This is a genomic window from Streptomyces sp. NPDC004435 (assembly GCF_042873895.1).
Taxonomy (GTDB): domain Bacteria; phylum Actinomycetota; class Actinomycetes; order Streptomycetales; family Streptomycetaceae; genus Streptomyces.
Map to the genome: position 1 here is coordinate 92778 of NZ_JBIAMB010000011.1, position 23265 is coordinate 116042.

A 23265-nucleotide genomic window follows, 5' to 3' on the forward strand; every position below is an offset into this window, starting at 1 on the left:
CGGGGGGGCGCGCGGCCCCCCCCCCCCCCCCCCCCGCGCCCCCCCCGCCCCGCCCCGGGGGGGGGGCGGCCGGGGGGGGGGGGGGCGCGGGGCGCCCCCCCCCCCCCCCCGGGCACGGCCGGATCAGACGGCACGCCAGGTGAAGGAGGGGGTGGTGAGCTGGCTGGTCTGGGTCGTGGGCTGGTAGTGGAAGAAGTACGAGACGGTGGCGCCGGCCGGGACCCGCAGGGACAGCTCCCAGCGCCGGTCGGCGGGGTCGTACGTGAGGAAGTGGTTCTGCGGTGAGCCGCCGTCGACGCGGTACTGCACCGTGACGAACGTGGCCTGGAAGCCCTGCGGGGCGAACCAGAGCGTGGCGTCCGAGGCGGAGCCGGTGACGCCTTGGGTGTATCCCTGCGGTCCCGGAGTCGTCGGCGTCGGGGTCGGGGTCGTCGGGGTCGGTGTCGGGGTGGGCGTGGGGGTGCCCGTCGGGGTCGGGGTGGGCGTCGGGGTCGGGGTCGGCGTCGGACCCGTGGAGCCGTTGGTCCACAGCGGCTTCCTGATCTCGGCCAGGAAGCGGCTCAGAACCGTCGGATCGGCCTGGACCCGGGAGTCGCCCCAGTTGCCGTTGGCGCAGCCGGGGCCGCCGGCCTGGGCGCCCGCCGCGCACTGCCACTGCGTCTGCGCGTCCCAGTTCGTGTTGATGTACGCGGCCGCGCGGACGACGTCCTTGTTGCGGTCGACCCAGTCGAAGTAGCCCGCGTGCCAGCCGTCCCAGATGGCCTGCCCGCTGGTGGCCGCCGGGCTGTTGCGGAAGATGCAGCTGCTGGTCTTCGCCCCGGTCCGCGCGCCCTGCGGGGCGGCCTCGGCGACCATCGCGGGCTTGCCGTGGGCGCGGGCGAAGTCGAGGATGCGGTTCTGGAGGCCGACCGGGTCGGTGTCGAAGGAGCCGCAGCCCCACTGGGTGCTCACGGAGCGGGAGTTGTAGAACGAGGAGAGTCCGACCCAGTCCACGTAGGCGTCACCCGGGTACCAGTCGTCGAGGTGGGCCGGGTCGGTGACGACGTAGTTCCACTCCGGGTGGTCCGGGTGGGTGTTCACGGGCCAGGCCGCGCTCTGCCAGACCGTGGCGATCCGGGTGGCGCCGAGGGCGTCGATCCTGCCCTTGATGTAGCGGAACGCCTGCTTGTAGAAGTCCGCGCTGTAGCAGTTCCAGGGGCCGTCGAACTCGTAGCCGATGCGGAGCAGCACGTCCCGGTCGTACGCCTTGAACCGGTTGATCATCTCGTCGACCTTGGCCCGGTACTGGCTGATGAGGTTCGGGTTCCCGGCGGTGACGTCGGCGTCCTGGCGGCCGATGATCGCGCGCAGCGGCTGGTTGCCGCAGCCCGAGGTGGCGTCGGAGAGGTAGAGGCCCACGGCGAGCGAGGAGGTGGGGTAGTCGGCCAGGGTGCGGGCGAAGTCCACCGTTCCGGCACCCCAGTTCGCGGGGCCGGTCATCCCGGCGAGCGGTGCGGGCGAGCCGCCGAGGACGAGGTTGGTGTAGAGGGTCACCGCCCCGGGCGCGGGGGCGCCGAGGGACGCGTCGCCGAGGACGTCCCGGCGGTAGTCGCCGAGGGTGTCGCTGTCCTGGCCCAGGACCAGGCTGACCTTCCCGGCCGGCGGGAGGCCCGGCGGTGCCGCGGCGGAGGTGGCGGCGCCGGCGGGGGTGGGCAGGGCGGTGAAGGCGAGCAGGGCGGCGACGGCCGCGGCGGCGGTGCCGAGGGCGCGCCGGAGCGGAGGTGCGGGACGGGGCATGCGGAGGCCTCCGGAGTCGGGGAAGGGAGAGGGCCGGCGGCATGGGAGCCGGTGGCGGTCGCATGGTGGGGTCCCGGCGGGGGCGGGTCAACGGCGTGCGCACTTTTCGTGCTGCGTAGCAGGTCAGAGGCGACAAGCTGCGAAAAGTTTCGCGAGGAAATCGCAGTTGAAGGAGCTGTAGTGAGCGAAGCTCAGATCTCTTGTCGGAAGTTTTCGCGAAAACCTTGACAGTGTTTTCGGTCGTCCCCGACCTTGGTGGCACCCACCCGTCGCCCTCTTCCCGGAGGATCACCATGGGCCGTTCCCGTGCCCGCAGAACCCTCGGCGCGCTCGCCGCCACCGCCTCGCTCGTCGCCCTCTCCGCCTGCGGCGGCGGGGGAGGGGCGGCGGACGGAACGATCACGCTCACCGTCGCGACCTTCAGCGACTTCGGCTACAAGCCGCTGATCGAGGAGTACCGGCGGACCCACCCGAACGTGGTGATCAAGGAGCGCATCTCCCAGTTCGACCAGCACCACAACCAGCTGTCGACCCAGATAGCCTCCGGCAGCGGGGCCGCCGACGTGGTCGCCATCGAGGAGGGCTATCTCCCCAAGTTCCGTGCGGTGAAGGACAAGTTCACCAACCTCGCCGACCACGGGGCGAACGAACGCCGGGGCGAGTACCTCGACTGGAAGTGGCAGCAGGCCACCCTCGGCACCTCCGACTTCGTCATGGGCTACGGCACCGACGTCGGCAGCCTCGCCGTCTGCTACCGCAAGGACCTCTTCGCACAGGCCGGGCTGCCCACCGACCGCGCCGCCGTCTCCGCGCTCTGGCCCACCTGGGACGCCTACTTCGCCACCGGCGAGAAGTTCCGCGCCAAGGTGAAGGACAAGGCGTGGTTCGACAGTTCGGGCAACATCTTCACGGCCATGATGAACCAGACCGAGTTCGGCTTCTTCGACGCGGACGACCGGTACATCGGCGACACCAACCCCAAGGTGAGGGAGTTCTTCACCGCCACCGCGCGGGCCACCGCCACCGGCCAGTCCGCCAACCTCCAGCCCTTCTCCCAGCAGTGGAACACCGGCATCAAGCTGGGCAGGATGGCGACGATGACCTGCCCGGCCTGGATGACCGGGCTCATCAAGACCGCCGCCGGCGAGTCCGCCGCCGGGACCTGGGACATCGCCTCCGTCCCGGGTGGCGGCGGCAACTGGGGCGGCTCCTTCCTCACCGTGCCGAAGCAGGGCAAGCACGTGAAGGAGGCCGCTGAGTTGGCCGACTTCCTCACCTCGGCCGCCTCCCAGAAGAAGATCTTCACCAGTCCGGTCGGCGCGCTGCCCTCCCTGGTCCCCGTGCTGGAGGACCCCGACGTCAAGGGGGCCACGCAGGACTGGTTCTCGAAGGCCCCCACCGGCGAGATCTTCGCCTCCTCGGCCAAGTCCCTGAAGCCCAACTACCGGGGCACGAAGGACCAGCAGGTCCGCATCCCCTTCGGCAACGCCCTCCAGCTCGTCGAGCAGGGCAAGGCCGACCCCGCGGCCGCCTGGGACAAGGCCCTCGCCGAGGCCGCGAAGAACCTCCGCTGACGCCACCGCTCTCGAGCGAACCGCCCGGACGCGAGCGCCCTGAAGCGACCGCCCCCAAGCGAGCCGCCCGGACGCGAGCCGCCCCGACGCGAGCCGCCCTGAAGCGACCCGCTCCGACAGGAACGGCCCCGACCCGCCGGCAGAGCCGGTTGCCCCCGACCGCCGGCCCGCCGCATCACCACGCCGCTCACGGCGGGCCGGCACCCCTGACGTACCTGGCCTCCCCCCGTACGCCCTCCCCTCTCCGCCCTCCTCCTCCGCCTTCCGCACTCCGCCCCCCCGCCCCCCTCACCCACCTCCCCGGAGACCCCCATGGCGGTCCAGACCCGCCCGCTCCCGACCGCCCCGCCGGGCGCGCCGCGCCCGCGCTCGCGCCCGTCCCGGCGGCCGGTGCGGAACGCGCTCCCGTACCTCTTCGTCGCCCCCTTCTTCCTCCTCTTCGCCGTCTTCGGCGCCTACCCCCTCCTCCAGACCTTCTGGGTCTCGCTGCACGACTGGGACCGCCTCGCCGGGCAGGGGGAGTGGGTGGGGCTGGAGAACTTCCGGCGGCTGCTCGGCGACGCCGACTTCTTCACCGCCCTCTTCAACACCCTCAGCATCTTCCTGCTCTCCACCGTTCCCCAGCTCCTCGCCGCCCTCGGCGTCGCCTGGCTGCTCGACCGCCACCTGCGGGCCCGTACCGTCTGGCGCGCCCTCGTCCTCGTCCCGCAGTACGTCTCCGTCGTCGCCGTCGCCCTGGTCTTCTCCCAGCTCTTCGGCCGGGACTACGGCGTCGTCAACTGGGTGCTCCAAGGGCTCGGCATCGTCGACGCCCCCGTCGACTGGACCGCCGACACCTGGAGTTCGCACCTGGCCATCAGCTTCATGGTCATGTGGCGGTGGACCGGCTACAACGCCCTCATCTACCTCGCCGCCATGCAGGCCGTCCCCCGCGAGCTGTACGAATCGGCCGCGATCGACGGCGCCTCCCGCCTCCTCACGTTCCGCAAGGTCACCCTGCCCGCCATCCGGCCGACGCTCCTGTTCACCGTCGTCATCTCCACCATCGGCGGCCTCCAGCTCTTCGCCGAACCCTTCCTCTTCGACCAGCAGGGCAACGCGGAGGGCGGTGCGGAGCACCAGTTCCAGACGCTGACGCTGATGCTCTACAAGTACGGCTTCATCAACAACGACGCCGGCTACGCCTCCGCCGTCTCCTGGGTGCTCTTCCTCGTCATCGCCGTCGTGGCGGCCGTGAACCTCCTGCTCGCCCGCCGCCCGCGCCGCCCCTGAACCGCCCGCGCCCGCGCCCGCTCCCGTCCCACCCCGCTCCGCCCGCCCCGTCACGGAGGACACCCATGGCAGCCACCGCACCGCCCACCCGGATCCGCCCGCGCCGACCCCGCGCACCGTTCGGTGCCTTCCGTGCGGTCCCGCGCCGGGTCCGGCGTCTCGACGCGGCCGGCCCGCTCGCCTACCTGCTCCTGGCCGCCGTCACCGCCGCCTCCGTCTTCCCGCTGTACTGGAGCCTCGTCGTCGCCTCCCACGACGACAACTCGGTCCTCGCCGGCGCGACCCCGTCGCTCGTGCCCGGCGGGCACCTGATCGAGAACATCCAGCGCGTCTTCGAGCTGTCCGCCTTCTGGCAGGCGCTGGGGAACTCCCTCCTCGTCGCCGGCAGCACCGCCGTCTCCAACGTGCTGCTGTCCTCGCTCGCCGGCTTCGCCTTCGCCAAACTCCGCTTCCGAGGACGGGACTTCCTCCTCGGCTGCGTCGTCGTGACCCTGATGGTGCCGACCCAGCTGGGCGTCATCCCGCTCTACATCCTCGTCACCGACCTCGGGATGTACGGGAAGCTGTCGGCGCTGATCGTGCCCGCGCTGGTCTCCGCGGTCGGCGTCTTCTGGATGCGGCAGGCCGTCGAGGAGAACATCCCCGACGAGCTGGTGGAGGCCGCCCGCGTCGACGGCGCCGGGCTGCTCCGCACGTACTGGCACGTCGTCGTCCCCGGCGTCCGCACCACCGCCACCGTGCTCGGCCTCTTCACCTTCATGTTCGCCTGGAACGACTACTTCTGGCCGCTGATCGCCCTGCCGCCGGAGAACGGCACCGTCCAGATCGCGCTGAACCAGCTCGCCGCCGGCTACTACACCGACTACACCCTCATGCTCGCCGGCGTCGTCGTCTCGGCCCTCCCCGTCCTCGTCGCCTTCACCGTGCTCGCCCGCCGCATCGTCTCCGGCGTGATGGCCGGCGCCGTCAAGGGCTGACCCTTCCGAAAGCAGGAGCACATGACCTCCGGGCCCGTCCTCGGCATCCCCGTCCCCCTCCCCGGTCCTGTCCCCGAACCCCTACTCCCCACCACCCCCGACGACCCCGACGACCCCGTCCTCGTCAATCCGGTGCTGCCCGGATTCCACCCCGACCCGTCGATCCTCCGCGTCGGCGACGACTACTACATCGCCACCTCCACCTTCGAGTGGACGCCCGGCGTGACCCTCCACCACTCCCGCGACCTCGTCCACTGGACCCCGCTCGGCGGCCTCCTCCAGGAGGACCGGCTGCTCGACCTGGCGGGCCGACCCGACTCCGGCGGCGTGTGGGCGCCCTGCCTCTCCCACACCGACGGCCTGTTCCACCTCGTCTACAGCGACGTCACCAACCTCGCCGGCGCCTTCAAGGACGTCCGCAACCGCGTCACCACCGCGCCCTCCCTCGCCGGCCCCTGGTCCGACCCGGTCCCCTTCCCCTCGCACGGCTTCGACCCCTCCCTGTTCCACGACGACGGGCCGGACGGCGACGGACGCAGCTGGGCGGTGTGGATGGAGTGGGACCACCGGCCGGGCCGCCACCCCTTCGCGGGGATCCTCCTCCAGGAATGGGACCGCGCCCGCAGCACGGTCACCGGCCCCGTGCACCGCGTCTTCACCGGCACCGCCCTCGCCCACACCGAGGGCCCGCACCTCTACCGCCGGGGCCGCTACCACTACCTCGTCACCGCCGAGGGCGGCACCTCCTGGGACCACGCCGTGACCGTCGCCCGCTCCCGCTCGCTCACCGGCCCGTACGAAGCCGACCCCGCCGGCCCCCTCCTCACCTCCCGGCACCACCCCGAGGCCCCGCTCCAGAAGGCGGGCCACGGCAGCCTCGTCGAGACCCCCTCGGGGGAGTGGTACCTCGCCCACCTGACCGCCCGCCCGCTGACCCCCCGCGGCGCCTGTGTCCTCGGGCGCGAGACCGCGCTCCAGAGGGTGGAGTGGACCCCGGACGGCTGGCCCCGCCTCGCGGGCGCCACCCCGGTCCCGGGCGGCGAGACCCTGCCCCGCACCGTCGTCCGTGCCCCGGCGCCGACCCCGGCGCCCGCACGCCCGACGCCGCCGGCGCTCGCACCCGTACCCCCGCCCCCGTCTCCGGCGCCCGCCCCGGCCGTGCTCGTACCCCCGCCCCCCGCCCCGGCCTCGCCCGGCGGAACGGAGCAGGTGGTTTCCGCGGACTCCGCCCGGCTCGTGCCGCCGTGGTCGGCCCTCCGCCGCCACCCCGATCCCGGGTGGCTGGCGCCGCTGCCCGGCGGAGTCCGGCTGTACGGCGGTCAGTCGCTCGGGTCCACACACGGGCAGAGCCTCGTCGCCCGCCGCCGTCAGTCCGCCGACGGCGACTTTTCCGTACGGCTCGACTTCCGCCCCCGATCGCCGCTGGCGATGGCCGGGCTGGTCCACTACTACAACACCACGCTCTGGCACTACGCCCATCTGACCTGGGACGAGGAGCTGGGCCGCGTGCTCAGGCTCGGCGTGTGCGAGCACGGCCGGTACGGCGAGCCCGCCGCGCCCCTGCCGGTCGGCGACGGGCCGGTGGAGCTGCGGCTCGCCGTCCGGGGCGCCGAGGGCCGGTTCTCCTGGCGGCAGGGCGGCCGGGACGCTCGGGACGCTCGGGACGGCAGGGCGGTGGAGCGGGCCGGAGACGCGCGGTGGCAGCCGCTCGGGGAGGCCCTGGACGTGTCGCCGCTCTCCGACGAGGGCGCCACCCGGGGCGATCCCGAGACTGGTCACTACACGGCGTGGGGCTTCACCGGCGCCTTCGCCGGGCTGTGCGCCCAGGACCTCACCGGTGGGCGGGCGCCGGCCGACTTCACCCGGCCCGTCCACCGGGAGTGGGCGTGACCTGTGCGGACACCGGCGGGGGCCTGCGGCACCGCCCGTTAGGCTTCGGAGGCACAGCCGACGGGCACCCCACCCCACGAGCGGAAGGCAGGGCATGACGGAGGAGCGGACCGACGCCCCGGGCGGCAAGGTCACCCTGCACATGGTCGCGGCCGAGGCAGGGGTCTCCGTCTCCACGGTCTCCAAGGTGCTGAACGGGCGGACCGACATCTCGGCCGACACCAAGGAACGCGTCGAGGAGGTGGCGGACGCCCTCGGCTACCGGCGGCGTCCGGCCCGCCGGCGGGGCAGCGTCGTCGACCTGGTCCTCAACGAACTCGACAGCCTGTGGTCGGTCGAGATCGTGCGGGGCGTGGACGAGGTGCTGCACGCGGCCGGCGCGAGCATGGTGCTCTCCGCCGTCCACGGGCGCAGCGCCGACACCCGCGAATGGATCGAACAGCTCGCGGCGCGCCGCAGCAACGGCGCCATCCTCGTCGTCTCCGACCTGACCCAGCAGCAGCGGCGCAGGCTCGCCGCGATGGACGTGCCGTTCGTCCTCCTCGACCCGGTCGGGCAGGCCGACGCGCTGGTGCCGACGGTCGGTGCCACCAACTGGGCCGGGGCGGTGGCGGCCACCGAGCACCTGATCGGCCTCGGTCACACCCGGATCGCCCATCTCGCCGGGCCCCGGCAGCTGTTGTGCAGCCGGGCCCGTGCCGACGGCTACCGGGCCACGATGGAGGGGGCCGAACTGCCCGTGCCGGAGGGCTTCGTGCGGCACGGGGAGTTCAACGACGTGTCGGGGCGCCGCGAGACCGCTCGGCTGCTCGACGGGCTGGAGGCGGCGGGGGAGCCGCCGCCCACCGCGATCTTCGCGGCCAGCGACCTCCAGGCCCTCGGCGCGTACGAGGAGCTGCGCGGGCGGGGGCTGCGGATCCCGGAGGACATTGGCGTCGTCGGCTTCGACGACCTCCCGGTGGCGCGCTGGACGCACCCCCCGCTCACCACGGTCCGCCAGCCGCTCTTCGACATGGCGGCCATGGCGGCCCACACGCTGCTGAGGATCATCGACGGAGAGCGGGTGGAGAACCTGCGCGTCGAGCTCGCCACCCGTCTCGTGGTGCGCGGCAGCACCGCGCCGCCGTCCTGACGCTCCGGCGCGGCACCGCCCGCGGAGCGTCAGGCCCTCGGCCGGCGCACGGCGGCACTACTCGAAGAACTTCAGGCTCCACCCGGTGTCGGAGGTCGGCCCGGGGACGTTCGCGCGGCGGTAGGTGGTGTCGCCCCACCAGCAGAACGTGCCGGTGTGCCAGTAGCGGTTCTCCCACGCGTACGGGGTGCCCTTGCGCACGGCGTGGAACATGAGCGGGAACCTCGGGCCGGCCGGCGGGCTGGTGGCGATGTCCCCGTCGAGCAGGACGAAGGTGTGGTGGCCGGGGCCGTCGACGGACAGGGTGGGGTCCCAGCCGGCCATCATGGTGTCGCGGTGCGAACCGAAGAGGCAGCCGTTGGACTTGTACCAGTCCCACACGTGGGTGGGGTCGCCGCCGGCCCGCAGCCGCAGGTCGGCCAGGCAGTAGCTGTCGCTCCAGCTGCCGTTGGCGGAGTAGACGATGTGCAGCTGCCCGGCGGGGTCCCGGATCGGTTCGGGCCCCTCGTTGATGTACGGGTTGCCGACGACCCGCTCCCAGGGCTCGCGCGGCTGGGAGATGACGTACCGGGCACCGGTGGGGGTGGTGGGGCCGCTCATGCGGGCGATGTAGAGGTTCTGCTCGACGTCGGTGTCGCCCGCCCAGCCGGACCAGACGAACCAGCGCTGCCCGCCGAAGGTGAAGAGCGTGCCGTCGATGGCCCACTTGTCATCGGGCAGGGCGAGCCGGGTGGCGGCGGTGTAGCCGCTGTCGGGGGCGGCCGAGCTGATGACGTACATCCGGTGCGCGGCGCCCGTGCCGGCGGTGAAGTAGACGTGGTACCGGCCGCCGTCACGGACGATCTCCGGGGCCCAGACCTCGCCGAGCCCTCCGGTGTCGGTCCACACCGTGCGTTCGGGGGCGGTGGCGAGTCCGGCGGTGGTGTCGGCCCGGCGGACGACGATCGAGCCGCCCGTCGCCTGGACGGCGATGTACGTGGAGCCGACCCGGAGCACGCTGGGGTCGGCGGCCCGCAGCGGTGTCTGCTCCGCCGCGGCGGGGGTGGCCGCGGTGGTCGCCATCGCGGCGGTGAGCAGGGTGAGGAGCAGGGTCAGGACCAGGGTGACGGGCATCCCGGACCACCGTCGGGCACGCTTCATGGTTGCTCCCGTGAGCGGATCGGCGCGTTGTACAACGATGTAATCCCGTGGGGAAGCATCGCTGTGTGAAATGGGCATGTCAATGACGCCGGGCGGGTTCACCCTGCCCGGCTGACGAAAAATGTTGGATTCCATGGACTTCCCCGGGGGATTCCGTCGATACATGTTCCGTGTTAGGTTCCCCGGCACCTCGGTCTCCCGAGACGCGGGGCACTCGCCCCCTGCACGAGCCGCTCGCCAACTCCGCACGGACCTCCCGACGTCGCCGCCTCACGGCCCCGGCGTGCGGGGGACTCCGCGCGCCGTCCTGCCCAGGAGGAGTTCGATGCGACGCATCGTCGCCTTTCTCGCGGCCCTGCTGATGACGGCCGGAGGCATCGTCCTCGCCGCCACCGCCGCCGCGACCGCCGCCGTCGTCCCCAAGACGCCGCCCCTGACCACCCCGTGGACCGGTCAGGTGTCCACCACGAACCCGCTGCCCGAGTACCCGCGCCCCCAGATGACGCGGCCCGACTGGATGTCCCTCAACGGGGAGTGGGAGTTCCTCAACCCGCCCACCGACGCCGCCGGCGACGTCGACCGCGAGGCCGCGCCCCCGCTCGGCCGGACCCTGCCCGAACGCATCCTCGTCCCGTACCCCGTCGAGTCCGCGCTCTCCGGCATCATGCGCAACGACGACCGGGACCTGATGTTCTACCGCCGCACCTTCACCGTCCCGCCGGACTGGGACGGCCGACGCGTCCAACTGCACTTCGGAGCCGTCGACTTCGAGTCCACCGTCTGGGTCAACGGCACCCGCGTCACCAGCCACAAGGGCGGCTACGACCGCTTCGAGGTCGACATCACCCCGCAGCTGCGCGCCGGCACCGCCAACGAGATCGTCGTCCGCGTCTACGACCCCACCGACGCCCGCGGCGAGAAGCAGCCGGTCGGCAAGCAGACCACCGACCCCAGCGGCATCTTCTACACCCCCACCAGCGGCATCTGGCAGTCCGTCTGGCTGGAACCCACCCCCGTCACCTCGTTCTACTCCGTCGACATCCGCCCCGACCTCGCCGCCGGCACCGCCCGGGTGAAGGTCTTCACCCGCGGCTCCACCACGGGCCACACCGTCCGCGCCGAGGCCCTGAGCGGCGGCCAGGTCGTCTCCACCGCCACCGGCGGCTTCACCGAGTTCGCCGTCCCCGTCCCGAACGCCCGCCTCTGGTCCCCGGACGACCCCTTCCTGTACGACCTCCGGGTCACCCTCCGCGACGCCACCGGCGCCGCCGTCGACACCGTCACCAGCTACTTCGGCATGCGCGAGGTGGGCACCAAGCTCGTCGACGGCGTCCTGCGCCCCACCCTCAACGGCGAGTTCGTCTTCCAGATCGGCACCCTCGACCAGGGCTTCTGGCCCGACGGCCTCTACACCGCGCCCACCGACGCCGCCCTCGCCTCCGACCTCGTCAAGCACAAGGACCTCGGCTTCAACATGGTCCGCAAACACATCAAGGTCGAACCCGCCCGCTGGTACTACCACGCCGACCGCCTCGGTCTCCTCATCTGGCAGGACATCCCCTCCACCCAGGCCTTCGACGCCACCCGCACCCCCGCCCAGATCGCGCAGTTCGAGACCGAGGCGCGCGAGATCATCGACGAACACCGCTTCTCCCCGGCCGTCGTCGCCTACGTCCCCTTCAACGAGGGCTGGGGCGAATGGAACCTGGACGACACCCGCCGGATCACCACCGCCCTGGAGAACCAGGACCCCAGCCGCCTCATGAACGCCCACAGCGGCTACAACTGCTGCGCCTCCAAGGGCGACCCCGGCACCGGCGACATGATCGACTGGCACGTCTACACCGGACCCGACGCGCCACGCCCCTCCGCCACCCGGATCTCCGTCCTCGGCGAGTTCGGCGGCATCGGCCTGCGCACCCCCGGCCACGAGTACAGCCCCGACGGCCGGTTCTTCGCCTACGAGCAGGTCGGCAGCGCGGCCCAGCTCGACGACCGCTACACCGGCATGGTCCGCGACGTCCAGCGCCTCATGACCACCAAGGGCGTCTCCGCCTACGTCTACACCGAGATCACCGACGTCGAGGGCGAGTACAACGGCCTCCTCACCTACGACCGCAGGGTCCAGAAGGTCGACACCGCACGGCTCCGCGCCGCCCACGCCGGCCTCGTCGCGGCCTCCCGCAACCTCAATGCCACTCCCGTCCACACCCTCGGCCACGTCCGCTCCTTCCGCGTCACCACCCCCGGCCACACCACCCGCCACCTCCGCCACGCGGACTCCCTCGCCCGCACCGACGTCCTCAGCTCCGCCTCCGCCGACGGCGCCCGCCAGGACGCCTCCTTCCGCACCGTCCCCGGGCTCGCCGACCCGCGCTGCCTCTCCTTCGAATCCGTCAACCTCCCGGGCCGCTACCTCCGCCACGCCGGCGGCCGGGCCCGCGTCGACGCCGCCGGAGGCGGCACCTTCGCGGCCGACGCCACCTGGTGCGCCCGCCCCGGCCTCGCCGCCGGAGGCACCTCGTACGAGTCGCTGAACTACCCCGGCTCCTACCTCCGGCACTACGCCGACGCCGTCCACCTCGCCCGCAGCGGCGGACCCGACCCCTGGGACACCGCCTCCTCCTTCGCCGCCGACGCCACCTGGAGCACCGACGGGCCCGCCCTCTGGCGCAGCTCCGTCCTCCTCCCCACCGACGTCCGCCGCTCCCTGCGCGTCACCACCTGGGGGCACACCGACCGCTACCTGCGGCACGCCGACAGCCTCGCCTGGACCGAGATCGTGAACGCGGGCAGCGGCGCCCTGCTCAAGCAGGACGCCACCTACACCGTGCGGCGCGGACTCGCCGACTCGTCGTGCTACTCCTTCGAGTCCGTGAACTACCCCGGCCAGTTCCTCCGGCACGCCGCGAGCCGCGTCCGCAACGCCCCCTCCGACGGCAGCGCCCTCTTCCGGGAGGACGCCACCTGGTGCGCCCGGCCGGGGATCGGCGGGACCGGCGTCACCTTCGAGTCGCTGAACGTCCCCGGCTCGTTCCTGCGCCACTTCGACTCCGCGGTGTACCTCGCCTCGGGCGCCGGCGGCGGCGGCGCCGACCGTCCGCAGACCCTGACCGCCGACAGCAGCTGGTCCCTGGAGGCGCCCTGGGCACCCTGACCGCACGACCGGGCCCCGGCCGCCGCGAGGCGACCGGGGCCCGGCCCCGATCCGGGAAGGCGTGGCCGCTACGAGCGCCCCGCGGCGTTCAGGGCGGCCACCTCCTCCGAGGAGAGCGCCCGGTCGAAGACGCCGACCTGGTCCACGGAGCCCTTCCAGAAGTCGACGTTCCCGCCGCCCCACCTGGCCCGGCCCACCGCCAGCGGACCGGTGCTCACGTCCGCCGGACCCGCCGCGGCCGTGGCCACGAGCGCCCCGTCCACGTACAGCCGGATCTCGTTCCGTGCCGGGTCGCGGACGCCCACCAGGTGGTACCAGCGGCCGAGCTCGGGGGTGGTGGCGAAGCGGGCCCGGTTGCCGCCCGGGGTGCTGAAGGCGAAGGCGCCCTGGCCGTACTGGAGGTAGAAGGGGTTCTCCTGGCGCCGGCCGTCCTGGCTGACGACGGTGGCGTAGTTGCCGGGGAGGGCGTCGAGCGTGGCCCAGGCCGAGACCGTGTATCCGGCGGTGGTGTCGACCACCGGGCCCGCCGTCTGCGCGAAGTCGCCCTGGCCGTCGAAGCGCAGCGCGCTGCCCCGGACGCCGTCCGTCCAGCCGGTGTCCCCGGTGAGGGTGAGCGTCGCCCTGTTCGGGCCGGAGTCGCCGGCCGTCGTACCCGTGCCCTCGTCGAGCGACCAGGAGGCACCGCCCGCCACCGGCGTGCGCTGCCCGGCGGCGGCACCGGCCGCGATCACCTTACGGTTGATCTCACGGACGCGCACCGGGTCGACCTTGATCTCCCTGCGGTCGTACGTGTAGAGGCCGTTGAGCTCGTTCTCCAGGTCGGAGATCTGGGTGTAGACGGAGCCCGACAGCTCGGCGCCCGCCGCCTCCAGGTAGTACTTCTCCGTGTTCTCGACGTACTTGCGGGTCAGTGCCTCCTTGTCGGCGACACCGCTGTAGATCACGGTCGGCGCGCCGGGCCACATGTGGCCGGGGGTGCGCAGGGTGAAGCCGCCGTGCTCGCCGTCCATCGCCGCCCGGTGGTCGGGGTAGGGCGCGTCGGTGTTGTTGTAGTCGTGGTGGTCGATGATGTCGCCCTTGCCCGAATCGCCCTTGGAATTGCAGCAGTTGACACCACTGTGGGCGTTGACGATCCGGGACGGGTCGGCCGCCTTCACCGACTCGGCGATCCGGCCGGACTCCTCGCGGTCCCACTCGCCCCAGCCCTCGTTGAAGACGATCCAGCCGATCACGGACGGGGAGTCGTGGTGCTCGCGCATCATCTCCCGGCCCTGCTCGACGAAGGCCTGCCGGCCGGCGGCGTCCTTGAGGTCGCCGGAGACGAAGTCCTGCCACACCAGCAGACCGAGGCGGTCGGCGTGGTAGAACCAGCGGTCCGACTCGACCTTGATGTGCTTGCGCACCGCGTTGAAGCCGAGCTTCTTGTGTGCCTCCAGATCGAAGGCGAGCGCCTCGTCGCTCGGCGGCGTGTACAGGCCGTCGGGCCAGAAGCCCTGGTCGAGCGTGGCCAGCGAGAAGACCGGCTTGCCGTTGAGCACCAGTTTCGGAAAGCCGCCGACCTTCTCGACGGAGATCTTCCGCATGCCGAAGTAGCTGCCGACGCGGTCGGACGACCGGCCGTCGGTGAGCCGCACGTCGAGGTCGTACAGGTACGGGTCGTCCGGGCTCCACAGCCGGGCCTTCGGCACCGGAAGCCGCAGTTCGCGGTCGGCCGGGCCGCTGATCCGGCCGACGATCCTGCCGCGGGCGTCCCGGGCGACCGCCTCGACGCGCGCGCCGGCCGAGGCGCGGGCGGAGCGGACCGTCACGGCGAGGGTGGAGGTGTCGACGTCGGGGGTGGTGACGACGTCGTCGATGGCGACGGGCGCGACCGGCTCCATCCACACCGTCTGCCAGATGCCGGAGGACTGGGTGTAGAAGATGCCGCCGGGGTGGGTGGACTGCTTGCCGGTGGGCTGGTTCGGGCCGCCGGTGTCGGTGACGGCGACGACGATCTCCTGCGGGCCCCTGGCCTTGAGCGCGTCGGTGACGTCGGCGCTGAAGGCGTCGTAGCCGCCGGTGTGCTCGGCGACCTTCCTGCCGTTCACGTACACCGTGGCCCGGTGGTCGACGGCGCCGAAGTTCAGCATCAGGCGGTTGTCGCGGCCCGTTCCGCCGACCTTCCAGCCCTTGGGGACGTCGACGAGCCGCCGGTAGACCATGTGGTCCTCGTGCCGCTCGATGCCCGAGAGCTGGGACTCGACGGGGAAGGGCACGACGATCCGCTCGGGCAGGTCCCGGCCGAAGACGGGCGTCTCGCCGGCCTCGGCGGGGGCGAACTGCCAGGGACCGTTGAGGTTCTTCCACTGCGAGCGGACCTGCTGCGGGCGGGGGTACTCGGGCAGCGGGTTCCTCGGGTCCAGCTCGTCGCCCCACTCGGTCGTGAGGCGGTGGGTGGAGGCGTTGGCCGCCGAGCGCAGGAGCCGGGGGACGGTCTCGCCGCCGTTGGTCAGCCCGCCCGCGCCGTCGTAGTCGATCCGTACCTGCTGGCCCTTCTGGACCGGCGCGCCGAGCTCGACGACGGCGGTCGTCGGGTCGCCGGGCGCGGCCTTGACCGAGCGGATCGGCAGGGGAGTGGTGTCGGCCTCGACGGTGAGGTGGTCCGCGAGCCGGTCGAGTCCGCCGACCCGGTGGTCGAAGCGGAGCCTCAGCTGGCGGCCGCCCGCCGGGACGGTCGGTTCGACCGGGTAGACCGCGAAGTCGTCCGGTGGCGTGAACGCGGACTCCGGCACGAGCTGCTTGGGCATCGACGGCGTCGACCAGCGCAGGAACATGTTGGCGCCGCCGACGTCCTGGAACATCTCCAGGCGGAAGTCGTGCTTCTCGCCTGCGGTCAGCCGCACGGGCGCGCTGGTCTGCTCCCGGTCCCAGTCGGGCACCCAGTGGTCGATCACCGGCTCGCCGTCGACGAACAGCCGGAAGCCGTTGTCGCCGATGCCGTGGAAGGTGTAGTCGCCGGTGACCGGGGCGGCGATCCGGCCGGTCCAGCGCGCGGTGGTGTGCTCCGCGCTGCCGGTCAGCGCCTCGAACGTGCCGGTGAGCCCGGAGAAGTCGACCTGCGGGTCGAGCGCGGTGCCACCGAGCCGGGCGAAGTCCCGGGCACCGGGCGCGGACATCGCGAAGTACTCGCCCTTGAGGCCGTGGACCTCGATGGCGGGGGCCGTGGAAGCGGCCGAGGCCTGCGTCCGGTCGGCGGCGAGGGCGGCGGCCGGCGGAGTCAGGGCGCCCACGGGGAGGACGAGGGCGGCGGCGGTGAGGAGGGACCAGAATCGGGTGCGGGGGCGGGTGGTGCGTCGTTGTCGTGTCATCACGTCTTCCTCGTGCGGGGCAGGAGGGGGGCGAGGGGGCAGCCGGCCCCGGAGCGCTCCGCCGTGCGGCGGTTCCGGCACGGAGGCCGGCGGGGAGGCCGGCGGGGTGACGGCGTACGGCGGGGAGGTACGCCGGTGGCGTACGGAACCGGTGTACGGCGGCTGCCTGCGTAGGGGGTCGGCAAGGGGCCCCGGCGGGGCGGCCGACCGGAATTCCAACGTTGGAAATCGGCGTGCAGCGGAATGACAGCACGCCGCGCGGAGGCTGTCCAGACCCCGCGCACGCCCTCTGTGAGGGTTCGTCAACAAGCCGTACCGGATGGCCCTTTCGCCTCCGTGAGGGATTCCGGAAAACGTTGTCCCCGGCTCTTGCAGAGCTCGCCGCGGCGCGGTTATAACGTTGTAAAGCCGGAGTCGCCGCCCGTCCCGGAAGGCACTCCGAGCCATGATCTTCCCAGGTCAGGGCCATGATCCGGGCTGATCGAGACTGTGCGTCACAGGTCCGCCGTCCTCATCGCGGCGGTCCGGCTCCGCTTCCCCGCCCCCGCGCGACCGCACGCCGCCCGGCGGTGCTGTCCCCCGCCAAGGAGTGTCCTTCCGATGACCCTTCCGCAGAGATCCCGCACGCTCTCCCTCGCCTGCGTCGTCGCGGCCACCGCCGCGCTCGCGCTCTCCGGCTGCGCCAAGTCCGAGACGACCGGCGAGGCCGCCGGCGACAGCGGCCAGGGCGCGCAGACGGTCCAGACGCCGACCGCCTCCGCCGGCCCCGGCTGCAACCTCACCACCTACGGCGCGCCGAAGCTCGACCTCAAGGACGCCGTCGTCGGCTTCTCCCAGTCGGAGAAGGAGGCGAACCCCTTCCGCATCGCCGAGACCCAGTCCATCAAGGACGAGGCCGCGAAGATCGGAGTGAAGAAGCTCCTCACCACCAACGCCCAGTCCCAGCTGTCCAAGCAGATCAGCGACATCCAGGACATGCTGGCCCAGGGCGCGCAGTTCCTGATCGTCGCCCCGCTCAACTCCGACGGTCTGGAGCCGGCCTTCCAGGCCGCCGCCGCCAAGAAGGTCCCGGTCCTCACCATCGACCGCAAGGTCAACGCCACCTCCTGCAAGGACTATCTCGCCTTCCTCGGTTCGGACTTCGTCGAGCAGGGCAAGCGGGCGGCGGACGCGATGGTGAAGGCGACCGGAGGCAAGGGGAAGGTCGCCATCCTGCTCGGCTCCTCCGGCAACAGCGTCACCACGGACCGGACCAAGGGCTTCGTCGACCAGGTCGCCGCCACGGCGCCGGGTCTGGAGATCGTCGCCCAGCAGACCGGCGAGTTCGCCCGCGACAAGGGCCAGCAGGTCATGGAGCAGCTGATCCAGTCCAAGCCCGACATCACGGCGGTGTACGCCGAGAACGACGAGATGGCGCTGGGTGCCGTCACCGCCCTCAAGGCGGCCGGCAAGAAGCCCGGCAAGGACATCAAGATCGTGTCGATCGACGGCACGCGCAACGCCGTACAGGCGCTGGTCAACGGCGAGTTGAACGCCGTGATCGAGTCCAACCCGCGCTTCGGCCCGCTGGCCTTCGCCACCGCGCAGAAGTTCTACGCGGGCGAGGGCGTCCCGGAGGACGTCATCATCGCGGACCGCGCCTACGACCCGGCGAACGCCGCGGAGTCGCTGGGCGGCGCGTACTGACCGAAGGGGGCGGGTGCGGGGACGGGAGCGGTACGCGGGGGAGCCCGGCGCGCTCCCGGTACGCACCTCCTCCTCGTGGATCCGCGGGGCCGCACCCGGCCTCCCCGCTCCGTGCGGCCCCGCGCCGCACCGGCCCCCTCGCGCACCGGCCCCGCGCGCACCGGCCCCGCCGGTTCCCGCGGGCCGGCCGCCCCCTCCGACCTCCGCCCACCCCGTCCCACCCCGTCCCACCCCACCCTCGAACCCCGGAAGGCCCCCATGGCACCCCCCGAAGCGGCAGCGTCCGCGGTCCGCGGCACGGCGTCCGCGTCCGCGCCGACGGTGCTGGAGGCCCGCGGCGTCGGGAAACGCTTCCCCGGCGTCGTCGCCCTGGACGACGTCTCCTTCACGCTCCGCGCCGGCGAGACCCACGCCCTCGTCGGCGAGAACGGCGCGGGCAAGTCCACCCTCATCAAGGTGCTCACCGGAGTGCATCGCCCCGACGCGGGCGAACTCCTGCTCGTCGGCAGCCCGGTGAGCTTCGCCCGCCCCTCCGAGGCGCAGAGCGCCGGGATCTCCACGATCTACCAGGAGGTCAACCTCGTCCCGCTGATGAGCGTGGCCCGGAACATCTTCCTCGGCCGCGAACCCAAGAACCGTCTCCGCCTGATCGACTTCCCGAGCATGCACGAGCAGGCGGCCGAACTCCTCGGCGGCTTCGGTGTCACCGTGGACCCGCGCCGCCCCCTGCACACGCTCGGCCTCGGCACCCAGCAGATGGTCGCCCTCGCCCGCGCGGTCTCGGTCGACGCCCAGGTCGTCGTCATGGACGAACCGACGTCGTCCCTGGAACCCCGCGAGGTCGAGACCCTCTTCAGGGTCATCGAGGACCTCAGGCGGCGGAACATCGCCGTCGTGTACGTCAGCCACCGCATGGACGAGCTCTACCGGATCTGCGACCGCGTCACCGTCCTGCGCGACGGCCGGCACATCCACACCGGCCCGCTCGCGGAGCTCGACCGGGTGAAGCTGGTCTCCATGATGCTGGGCCGGGAGGTGTCCGAGCTGCGCCGCAACGGCGTCACCAGCTTCGGCACGGACGGCCACGACGTCACCCGGACCCCCGTGCTGACGGCGAAGGACCTGGTACGCCGCCACCAACTGGACCACGTCTCGCTGGAGTTGCATCCGGGCGAAGTGCTCGGCCTCGGCGGTCTGCTCGGCTCCGGCCGCAGCGAGACGGCGAAGGCGCTGGCCGGCGCGCTCTCCCTGGACGCGGGGGAGGTACGGGTCGCGGGCACGCCGCTCGCCCGCTCCTCCTCGGCGGCGGCCATCCGGGCGGGGATCAGCCTGCTCCCGGAGGACCGCAAGGCGGAGGGGATCGTGCCCGGCCTGTCCGTGCGGGAGAACATCGTCCTCGCCGCCCTGCCCCGGCTGTCACGCGGCGGCGTGGTCTCCCGGGCGCGCCAGGACCGCCTGGTGGAGATCTTCATGAAGCGGCTGCGGATCAAGGCGTCCAGCCCGGAGCAGAAGGTCGGCGAACTGTCCGGCGGCAACCAGCAGAAGGTGCTCCTGGCCCGCTGGCTCTGCCTCGAACCGAAGGTGCTGCTCCTCGACGAACCCACCCGGGGCATCGACGTGGGGGCGAAGGCCGAGGTCCAGGCCCTCATCGACGAACTCGCGGGGGAGGGCCTGGCCGTCCTGCTGATCTCGTCCGACCTGGAGGAACTCGTCGAGGGCGCCGACCGGATCGTCGTCCTGCGCAACGGCGCGACCGTCGGCGAACTCGTCGGCGAGAACGTCTCCGAAGGCGCCCTCCTCGCCGCCCTGGCCGACCACGCCCCTCCCGCCGACCGCGCGGCACTCACCGACCAGGCCCCGGACACCTGCCACCCCCGATCCCCCGACGACCCCACCGCGACCCCGCCCGCACCGGCAGGCGAACCCGAACCCGCATCCACACCACCACCCGCATCCCCACCCCCACACCCCCGCCCCGCATCCGAGGAGGCCCCCCGATGACCGCCCAGGCCACCGCGGAACCCGTCCGCGGCGAGGGAGCCCGAGACGCCGGCGGCCCCGGCGCACCCGGCACCAAGAGCTCCGGAACCCGGGGCCGTCGCGGTACCGCCGCCTGGCTCCAGGAGTACGGCGTCTACGCGGCCGTCGCCGCGCTGCTCCTCTTCAACGCGGTCTTCACCGACCACTTCCTCACCGCCGACAACTTCCGCACCCAGCTCATCCAGGTCGCGCCGATCGTCATCGTCGCGCTCGGCATGGCCCTGGTCATCGGCACCGAGGGCGTCGACCTCTCCGTGGGCTCCGCCATGGCCCTCGCCGCCGCGCTGCTGCCGCTCTACCTCGGCTACGGACTGATCCCCGCCCTGCTCGTCGCGCTCCTCTCGGGCGCCCTCGTCGGAGCGATCAACGGGACCCTGGTCTCCGTCGTCGGGCTCCAACCGATCGTCGCCACCCTCGCGCTGTTCGTCGGCGGACGCGGCCTGGCGCTCGTCATGGCGGACGGCCGGCTCAAGCAGATCGTCAACCCCGACCTGCTCGCCCTCGGCACCGGAAGCTTCCTTGGCATCCCGCTCGTCGTCCTCATCGCCGGCGCCCTGGCCCTCGCCGTCGCCTTCGTCGTCCACCGCACCACCTTCGGACGGCAGGTCGTCGCCATCGGCGGGAACCGCGCCGCGGCCGCCCTCGCGGGACTCCCCGTCAAGCGCGTCCTGACCGGCGTCTACATCCTGTGCGGCGTCCTCGCCGCCCTCGCCGGCGTCCTCGCCACCGCCCGCCTCACCGCCAGCGACCCCTCCTCCCTCGGCACGCTGATGGAACTCTCCGCGATCACCGCCGTGGTCGTCGGCGGCACCCCGCTCAGCGGCGGCTCGATCCGCGTCCTGGGCACGGTCGCCGGAGCGCTCCTGATGCAGCTGCTGCGGGCCACGCTCGTCAAGCACGACCTGCCCGACTCCACCGCCCAGATCGCCCAGGCGGCCATCATCGTCGCCGCCGTCTACGTCGCACGGGAGCGCCGATCCCGATGAAGCAGACCCCGTCCGCAGCCAGAGCAGCCACAGCGGCCCCGGCCGACCCGGCCGACCCGACAGGGACGCCCACGACGGCCGGCACGAAAGCCCCGGAAACCCCGGAAGCCACCGGCACACCCGCCGCCCCCGGCAGGCCCTCCGGCCCCCACCCCGGAAGCACACGAGCGGAACGCCTCCTCGCAGGCGTGCGGAGCCAGGGCGTGCTCGCCGTCCTCCTCTCGGTCGTCGTGATCGCGTCCTTCGTCTACCCGACCTTCGCCACCCTCGACAACGCGCGCGGCGTCCTCGTCCAGGCGTCCTTCCTCGCCGTCGTCGCCCTCGGCATGACCCTGGTGATCATCACCGGCGGCATCGACCTGTCCGTCGGCTCCGTCTTCGCCCTCGGCGGCGTCCTCGCCGCCTGGGCCTCGCAGTGGGGCCTGCTGCCCGCGCTGCTCGCGCCGCTCGTCGTGTGCGGTGCGATCGGACTGCTCAACGGCCTCCTCATCGCCCGCGCCGGCATGGCCCCCTTCATCGTCACCCTCGCCTCCCTGCTGGGCGCCCGGGGCCTGCTGCTCGCGCTCACCGACGAGGGCGCCACCACCCATCTCGTACCGAAGGGCTCGGCGTTCGCGGAGCTCGGCCAGGGCAGCGTCGCCGGGTTCGGGTACCCGATCCTGATCGCCCTGGTGCTGTTCGCCGCGGGCGGCCTCGTCCTGCAGCGCACCTCCTTCGGCCAGACGCTGTTCGCCGTCGGCGGCAGCGGCGACGCGGCGACCCTGATGGGGCTGCCGGTGGCCCGCGCCAAGGTCACGGTGTACGTGCTCAGCGGCCTGCTCGCGGGCTTCGCCGGGGCGATCAACGCCGCCCGGCTCTCCTCCGGAGTCACGATCATCGGCACCGGCATGGAGCTCGACGCCATCGCCGCCGTCGTCATCGGCGGCACCCTGCTCGTCGGCGGCGCGGGTTCGGTGACCGGCACGCTGTGGGGCGTCCTGCTGCTCGCCGTCATCCAGAACCTCATCAACCAGATCGGCTCGCTGAACTCCTCGTACCAGTCGGTGGTCAGTGGAGGCTTCCTGATCCTGGTCGTGGTGGCCCAGCGGTACGTTTCACGTACCAGAAGAACGCTCTGAAGCCGATCCGTACCACCGCAACCGCCCCGCCGGTCCCGTCCCGGCCCCGACACCGGCCAGAGCCGAACCAGAGGAGTCTCGTGGGCGTCAGCCTCAAGGACGTCGCGCAGAGGGCCGGCGTCTCCATCAAGACCGTCTCCAACGTGGTCAACAACTACCCGCACGTCACACCGCAGATGCGCGCCAAGGTGCAGCGGGCCATCGACGAGCTCGGCTACCGGCCGAACCTCACGGCCCGCCACCTCCGCAAGGGGCGCACGGGCATCATCGCCTTCGCGGTCCCCGAGCTGGGCAACCCGTACTTCGCGGAGCTGGCCGGCGCGGTGATCGACGCGGCCGCCCAGCACGACTACACCGTGCTCGTCGACCACACGGCGGGGCTGCGGGAGCGGGAGCTGCTGGTCTGCCAGGAGTTCCGCTCCCACGTCATCGACGGGCTGATCCTCAGCCCCATCCACCTGGAGAACGGCGACCTGCTCGCCCGCCAGGAGACCTCCCCGCTCGTCCTCCTCGGCGAGCGCGAGTACGACGCCCCGTACGACCAGATCGCCATCGACAACGTCGCCGCCGCCCGCAGCGCGGTCCGCCACCTGCTCGACCTCGGCCGCCGTCGCATCGCCTTCCTGGGCTCCCGCACCGGCCGCGAACGCCAGCCCGCCCACCTGCGGTTGCGCGGCTGGCGCGAAGAGCTCACGGCCGCCGGTGTGGAACCCGACGACCGGCTGGTCGTCGCCACCGACGGCTACGGCCGGGGCGACGGCGCCGACGCGATGGCCACCCTCCTCGACCGCGACGTCCGGCCCGACGCCGTCTTCGCCTACAACGACCTGATCGCGCTCGGCGCGCTGCGCACCCTCGCCGAGCGGGGCCTGCGCGTCCCCGACGACATCGCCGTGGTCGGCTTCGACGACATCGAGGAGAGCCGGTACGGCACGATCAGCCTCACCACCGTCGCCCCGGACAAGCGGGCCATCGCCCGGCAGGCCGTCGACCGGCTGGTGGAGCGCCTCGCGGGCGCCCCCGTCACGGAGCCGCGCCGCATCCGCCCCGGCTACGAACTCGTCGTCCGCGAATCCACCGGCGGCTCCCACACGGTGGCCGCGCCGCGAGCCTCCGCGACGGCGACCGCCCCCGTGACCGACGCTCCCTGAACACGTCCTCGGGGCCCGT

The 23265-nt window shown here is 72.7% G+C and carries 12 protein-coding genes and 4 pseudogenes; 13 read left to right on the forward strand and 3 right to left on the reverse strand.

Annotated elements, in window-relative coordinates:
- Positions 1-123: 123 nt before the first annotated feature.
- Positions 124-1776, reverse strand: coding sequence for an endo-1,3-beta-xylanase (locus ACFYT9_RS21180; protein WP_389166034.1), 1653 nt, complete (start codon positions 1774-1776; stop codon positions 124-126).
- A gap of 293 nt (positions 1777-2069) precedes the next feature.
- On the opposite strand from ACFYT9_RS21180, the gene ACFYT9_RS21185 reads away from it, so the two are divergent.
- The 5 genes from ACFYT9_RS21185 (at position 2070) to ACFYT9_RS21205 (ending at position 8621) form a co-directional block, all read left to right on the forward strand.
- Complete coding sequence (locus ACFYT9_RS21185; protein ID WP_389166037.1) at positions 2070-3350, forward strand: extracellular solute-binding protein; 1281 nt, start codon at positions 2070-2072, stop codon at positions 3348-3350.
- Between the two features lie 312 nt (positions 3351-3662).
- On the forward strand, positions 3663-4622 hold the full coding sequence (locus ACFYT9_RS21190) for a carbohydrate ABC transporter permease (protein WP_389166040.1): 960 nt from the start codon (positions 3663-3665) through the stop codon (positions 4620-4622).
- 65 nt (positions 4623-4687) lie between these two features.
- Complete coding sequence (locus ACFYT9_RS21195; RefSeq protein ID WP_389166043.1) at positions 4688-5599, forward strand: carbohydrate ABC transporter permease; 912 nt, start codon at positions 4688-4690, stop codon at positions 5597-5599.
- A gap of 21 nt (positions 5600-5620) precedes the next feature.
- Positions 5621-7489: a glycoside hydrolase family 43 protein gene (locus ACFYT9_RS21200; protein ID WP_389166045.1), complete on the forward strand. Its 1869-nt coding sequence runs from the start codon at positions 5621-5623 to the stop codon at positions 7487-7489.
- Positions 7490-7583: 94 nt separating this feature from the next.
- Entirely contained in the window at positions 7584-8621 is a 1038-nt protein-coding gene (locus ACFYT9_RS21205) for a LacI family DNA-binding transcriptional regulator (protein WP_389166048.1), read from the forward strand.
- A gap of 57 nt (positions 8622-8678) precedes the next feature.
- Here the strand turns inward: ACFYT9_RS21205 and ACFYT9_RS21210 are convergent, their stop codons facing one another.
- The gene (locus ACFYT9_RS21210; RefSeq protein WP_389166050.1) at positions 8679-9761 is read right to left on the reverse strand and encodes a glycoside hydrolase family 43 protein; all 1083 of its coding nucleotides are present in this window, start codon (positions 9759-9761) and stop codon (positions 8679-8681) included.
- A gap of 325 nt (positions 9762-10086) precedes the next feature.
- Between ACFYT9_RS21210 and ACFYT9_RS21215 the strand changes: the two are divergent.
- Both ACFYT9_RS21215 and ACFYT9_RS21220 read left to right on the forward strand, forming a co-directional pair.
- Positions 10087-12423, forward strand: a pseudogene (locus ACFYT9_RS21215) (AbfB domain-containing protein); the annotation flags it as partial.
- A 60-nt stretch (positions 12424-12483) separates the two neighbouring features.
- Positions 12484-12918, forward strand: a pseudogene (locus ACFYT9_RS21220) (AbfB domain-containing protein); the annotation flags it as partial.
- A 68-nt stretch (positions 12919-12986) separates the two neighbouring features.
- Here the strand turns inward: ACFYT9_RS21220 and ACFYT9_RS21225 are convergent.
- On the reverse strand, positions 12987-16265 hold the full coding sequence (locus ACFYT9_RS21225) for a LamG-like jellyroll fold domain-containing protein (protein WP_389166052.1): 3279 nt from the start codon (positions 16263-16265) through the stop codon (positions 12987-12989).
- 600 nt (positions 16266-16865) lie between these two features.
- Between ACFYT9_RS21225 and ACFYT9_RS21230 the strand changes: the two genes are divergently transcribed.
- The 6 genes and pseudogenes from ACFYT9_RS21230 (at position 16866) to ACFYT9_RS21255 (ending at position 23246) form a co-directional block, all read left to right on the forward strand.
- A complete protein-coding gene (locus tag ACFYT9_RS21230; RefSeq protein WP_387270280.1) occupies positions 16866-17951 on the forward strand; it encodes an ABC transporter substrate-binding protein in 1086 nt (361 codons plus the stop codon).
- 362 nt (positions 17952-18313) lie between these two features.
- Positions 18314-18800 (forward strand): annotated as a pseudogene (locus tag ACFYT9_RS21235) (ATP-binding cassette domain-containing protein); the annotation flags it as partial.
- A gap of 351 nt (positions 18801-19151) precedes the next feature.
- A pseudogene (locus tag ACFYT9_RS21240) lies at positions 19152-19952 on the forward strand (ATP-binding cassette domain-containing protein); the annotation flags it as partial.
- Positions 19949-20977 (forward strand): ABC transporter permease, encoded by a 1029-nt coding sequence (locus ACFYT9_RS21245; RefSeq protein WP_387270279.1) that lies wholly within the window; start codon positions 19949-19951, stop codon positions 20975-20977. The pseudogene ACFYT9_RS21240 and the gene ACFYT9_RS21245, both read left to right, overlap by 4 nt.
- A complete protein-coding gene (locus tag ACFYT9_RS21250) occupies positions 20974-22095 on the forward strand; it encodes an ABC transporter permease (RefSeq protein ID WP_389166055.1) in 1122 nt (373 codons plus the stop codon). Before ACFYT9_RS21245 ends, ACFYT9_RS21250 begins: the two co-directional genes overlap by 4 nt.
- Before the next feature lie 80 nt (positions 22096-22175).
- Entirely contained in the window at positions 22176-23246 is a 1071-nt protein-coding gene (locus ACFYT9_RS21255; RefSeq protein ID WP_376604743.1) for a LacI family DNA-binding transcriptional regulator, read from the forward strand.
- The last annotated feature ends 19 nt before the right edge of the window (positions 23247-23265 follow it).

Excerpts from the sequence above, each read along its gene's own strand:
- ACFYT9_RS21180 (WP_389166034.1), bottom strand. The coding sequence starts at position 1,776 with ATGCCCCGTCCCGCACCTCCGCTCCGGCGCGCCCTCGGCACCGCCGCC.
- ACFYT9_RS21185 (WP_389166037.1), top strand. The coding sequence starts at position 2,070 with ATGGGCCGTTCCCGTGCCCGCAGAACCCTCGGCGCGCTCGCCGCCACC.
- ACFYT9_RS21190 (WP_389166040.1), top strand. The coding sequence starts at position 3,663 with ATGGCGGTCCAGACCCGCCCGCTCCCGACCGCCCCGCCGGGCGCGCCG.
- ACFYT9_RS21195 (WP_389166043.1), top strand. The coding sequence starts at position 4,688 with ATGGCAGCCACCGCACCGCCCACCCGGATCCGCCCGCGCCGACCCCGC.
- ACFYT9_RS21200 (WP_389166045.1), top strand. The coding sequence starts at position 5,621 with ATGACCTCCGGGCCCGTCCTCGGCATCCCCGTCCCCCTCCCCGGTCCT.
- ACFYT9_RS21205 (WP_389166048.1), top strand. The coding sequence starts at position 7,584 with ATGACGGAGGAGCGGACCGACGCCCCGGGCGGCAAGGTCACCCTGCAC.
- ACFYT9_RS21210 (WP_389166050.1), bottom strand. The coding sequence starts at position 9,761 with ATGAAGCGTGCCCGACGGTGGTCCGGGATGCCCGTCACCCTGGTCCTG.
- ACFYT9_RS21225 (WP_389166052.1), bottom strand. The coding sequence starts at position 16,265 with ATGACACGACAACGACGCACCACCCGCCCCCGCACCCGATTCTGGTCC.
- ACFYT9_RS21230 (WP_387270280.1), top strand. The coding sequence starts at position 16,866 with ATGACCCTTCCGCAGAGATCCCGCACGCTCTCCCTCGCCTGCGTCGTC.
- ACFYT9_RS21245 (WP_387270279.1), top strand. The coding sequence starts at position 19,949 with ATGACCGCCCAGGCCACCGCGGAACCCGTCCGCGGCGAGGGAGCCCGA.
- ACFYT9_RS21250 (WP_389166055.1), top strand. The coding sequence starts at position 20,974 with ATGAAGCAGACCCCGTCCGCAGCCAGAGCAGCCACAGCGGCCCCGGCC.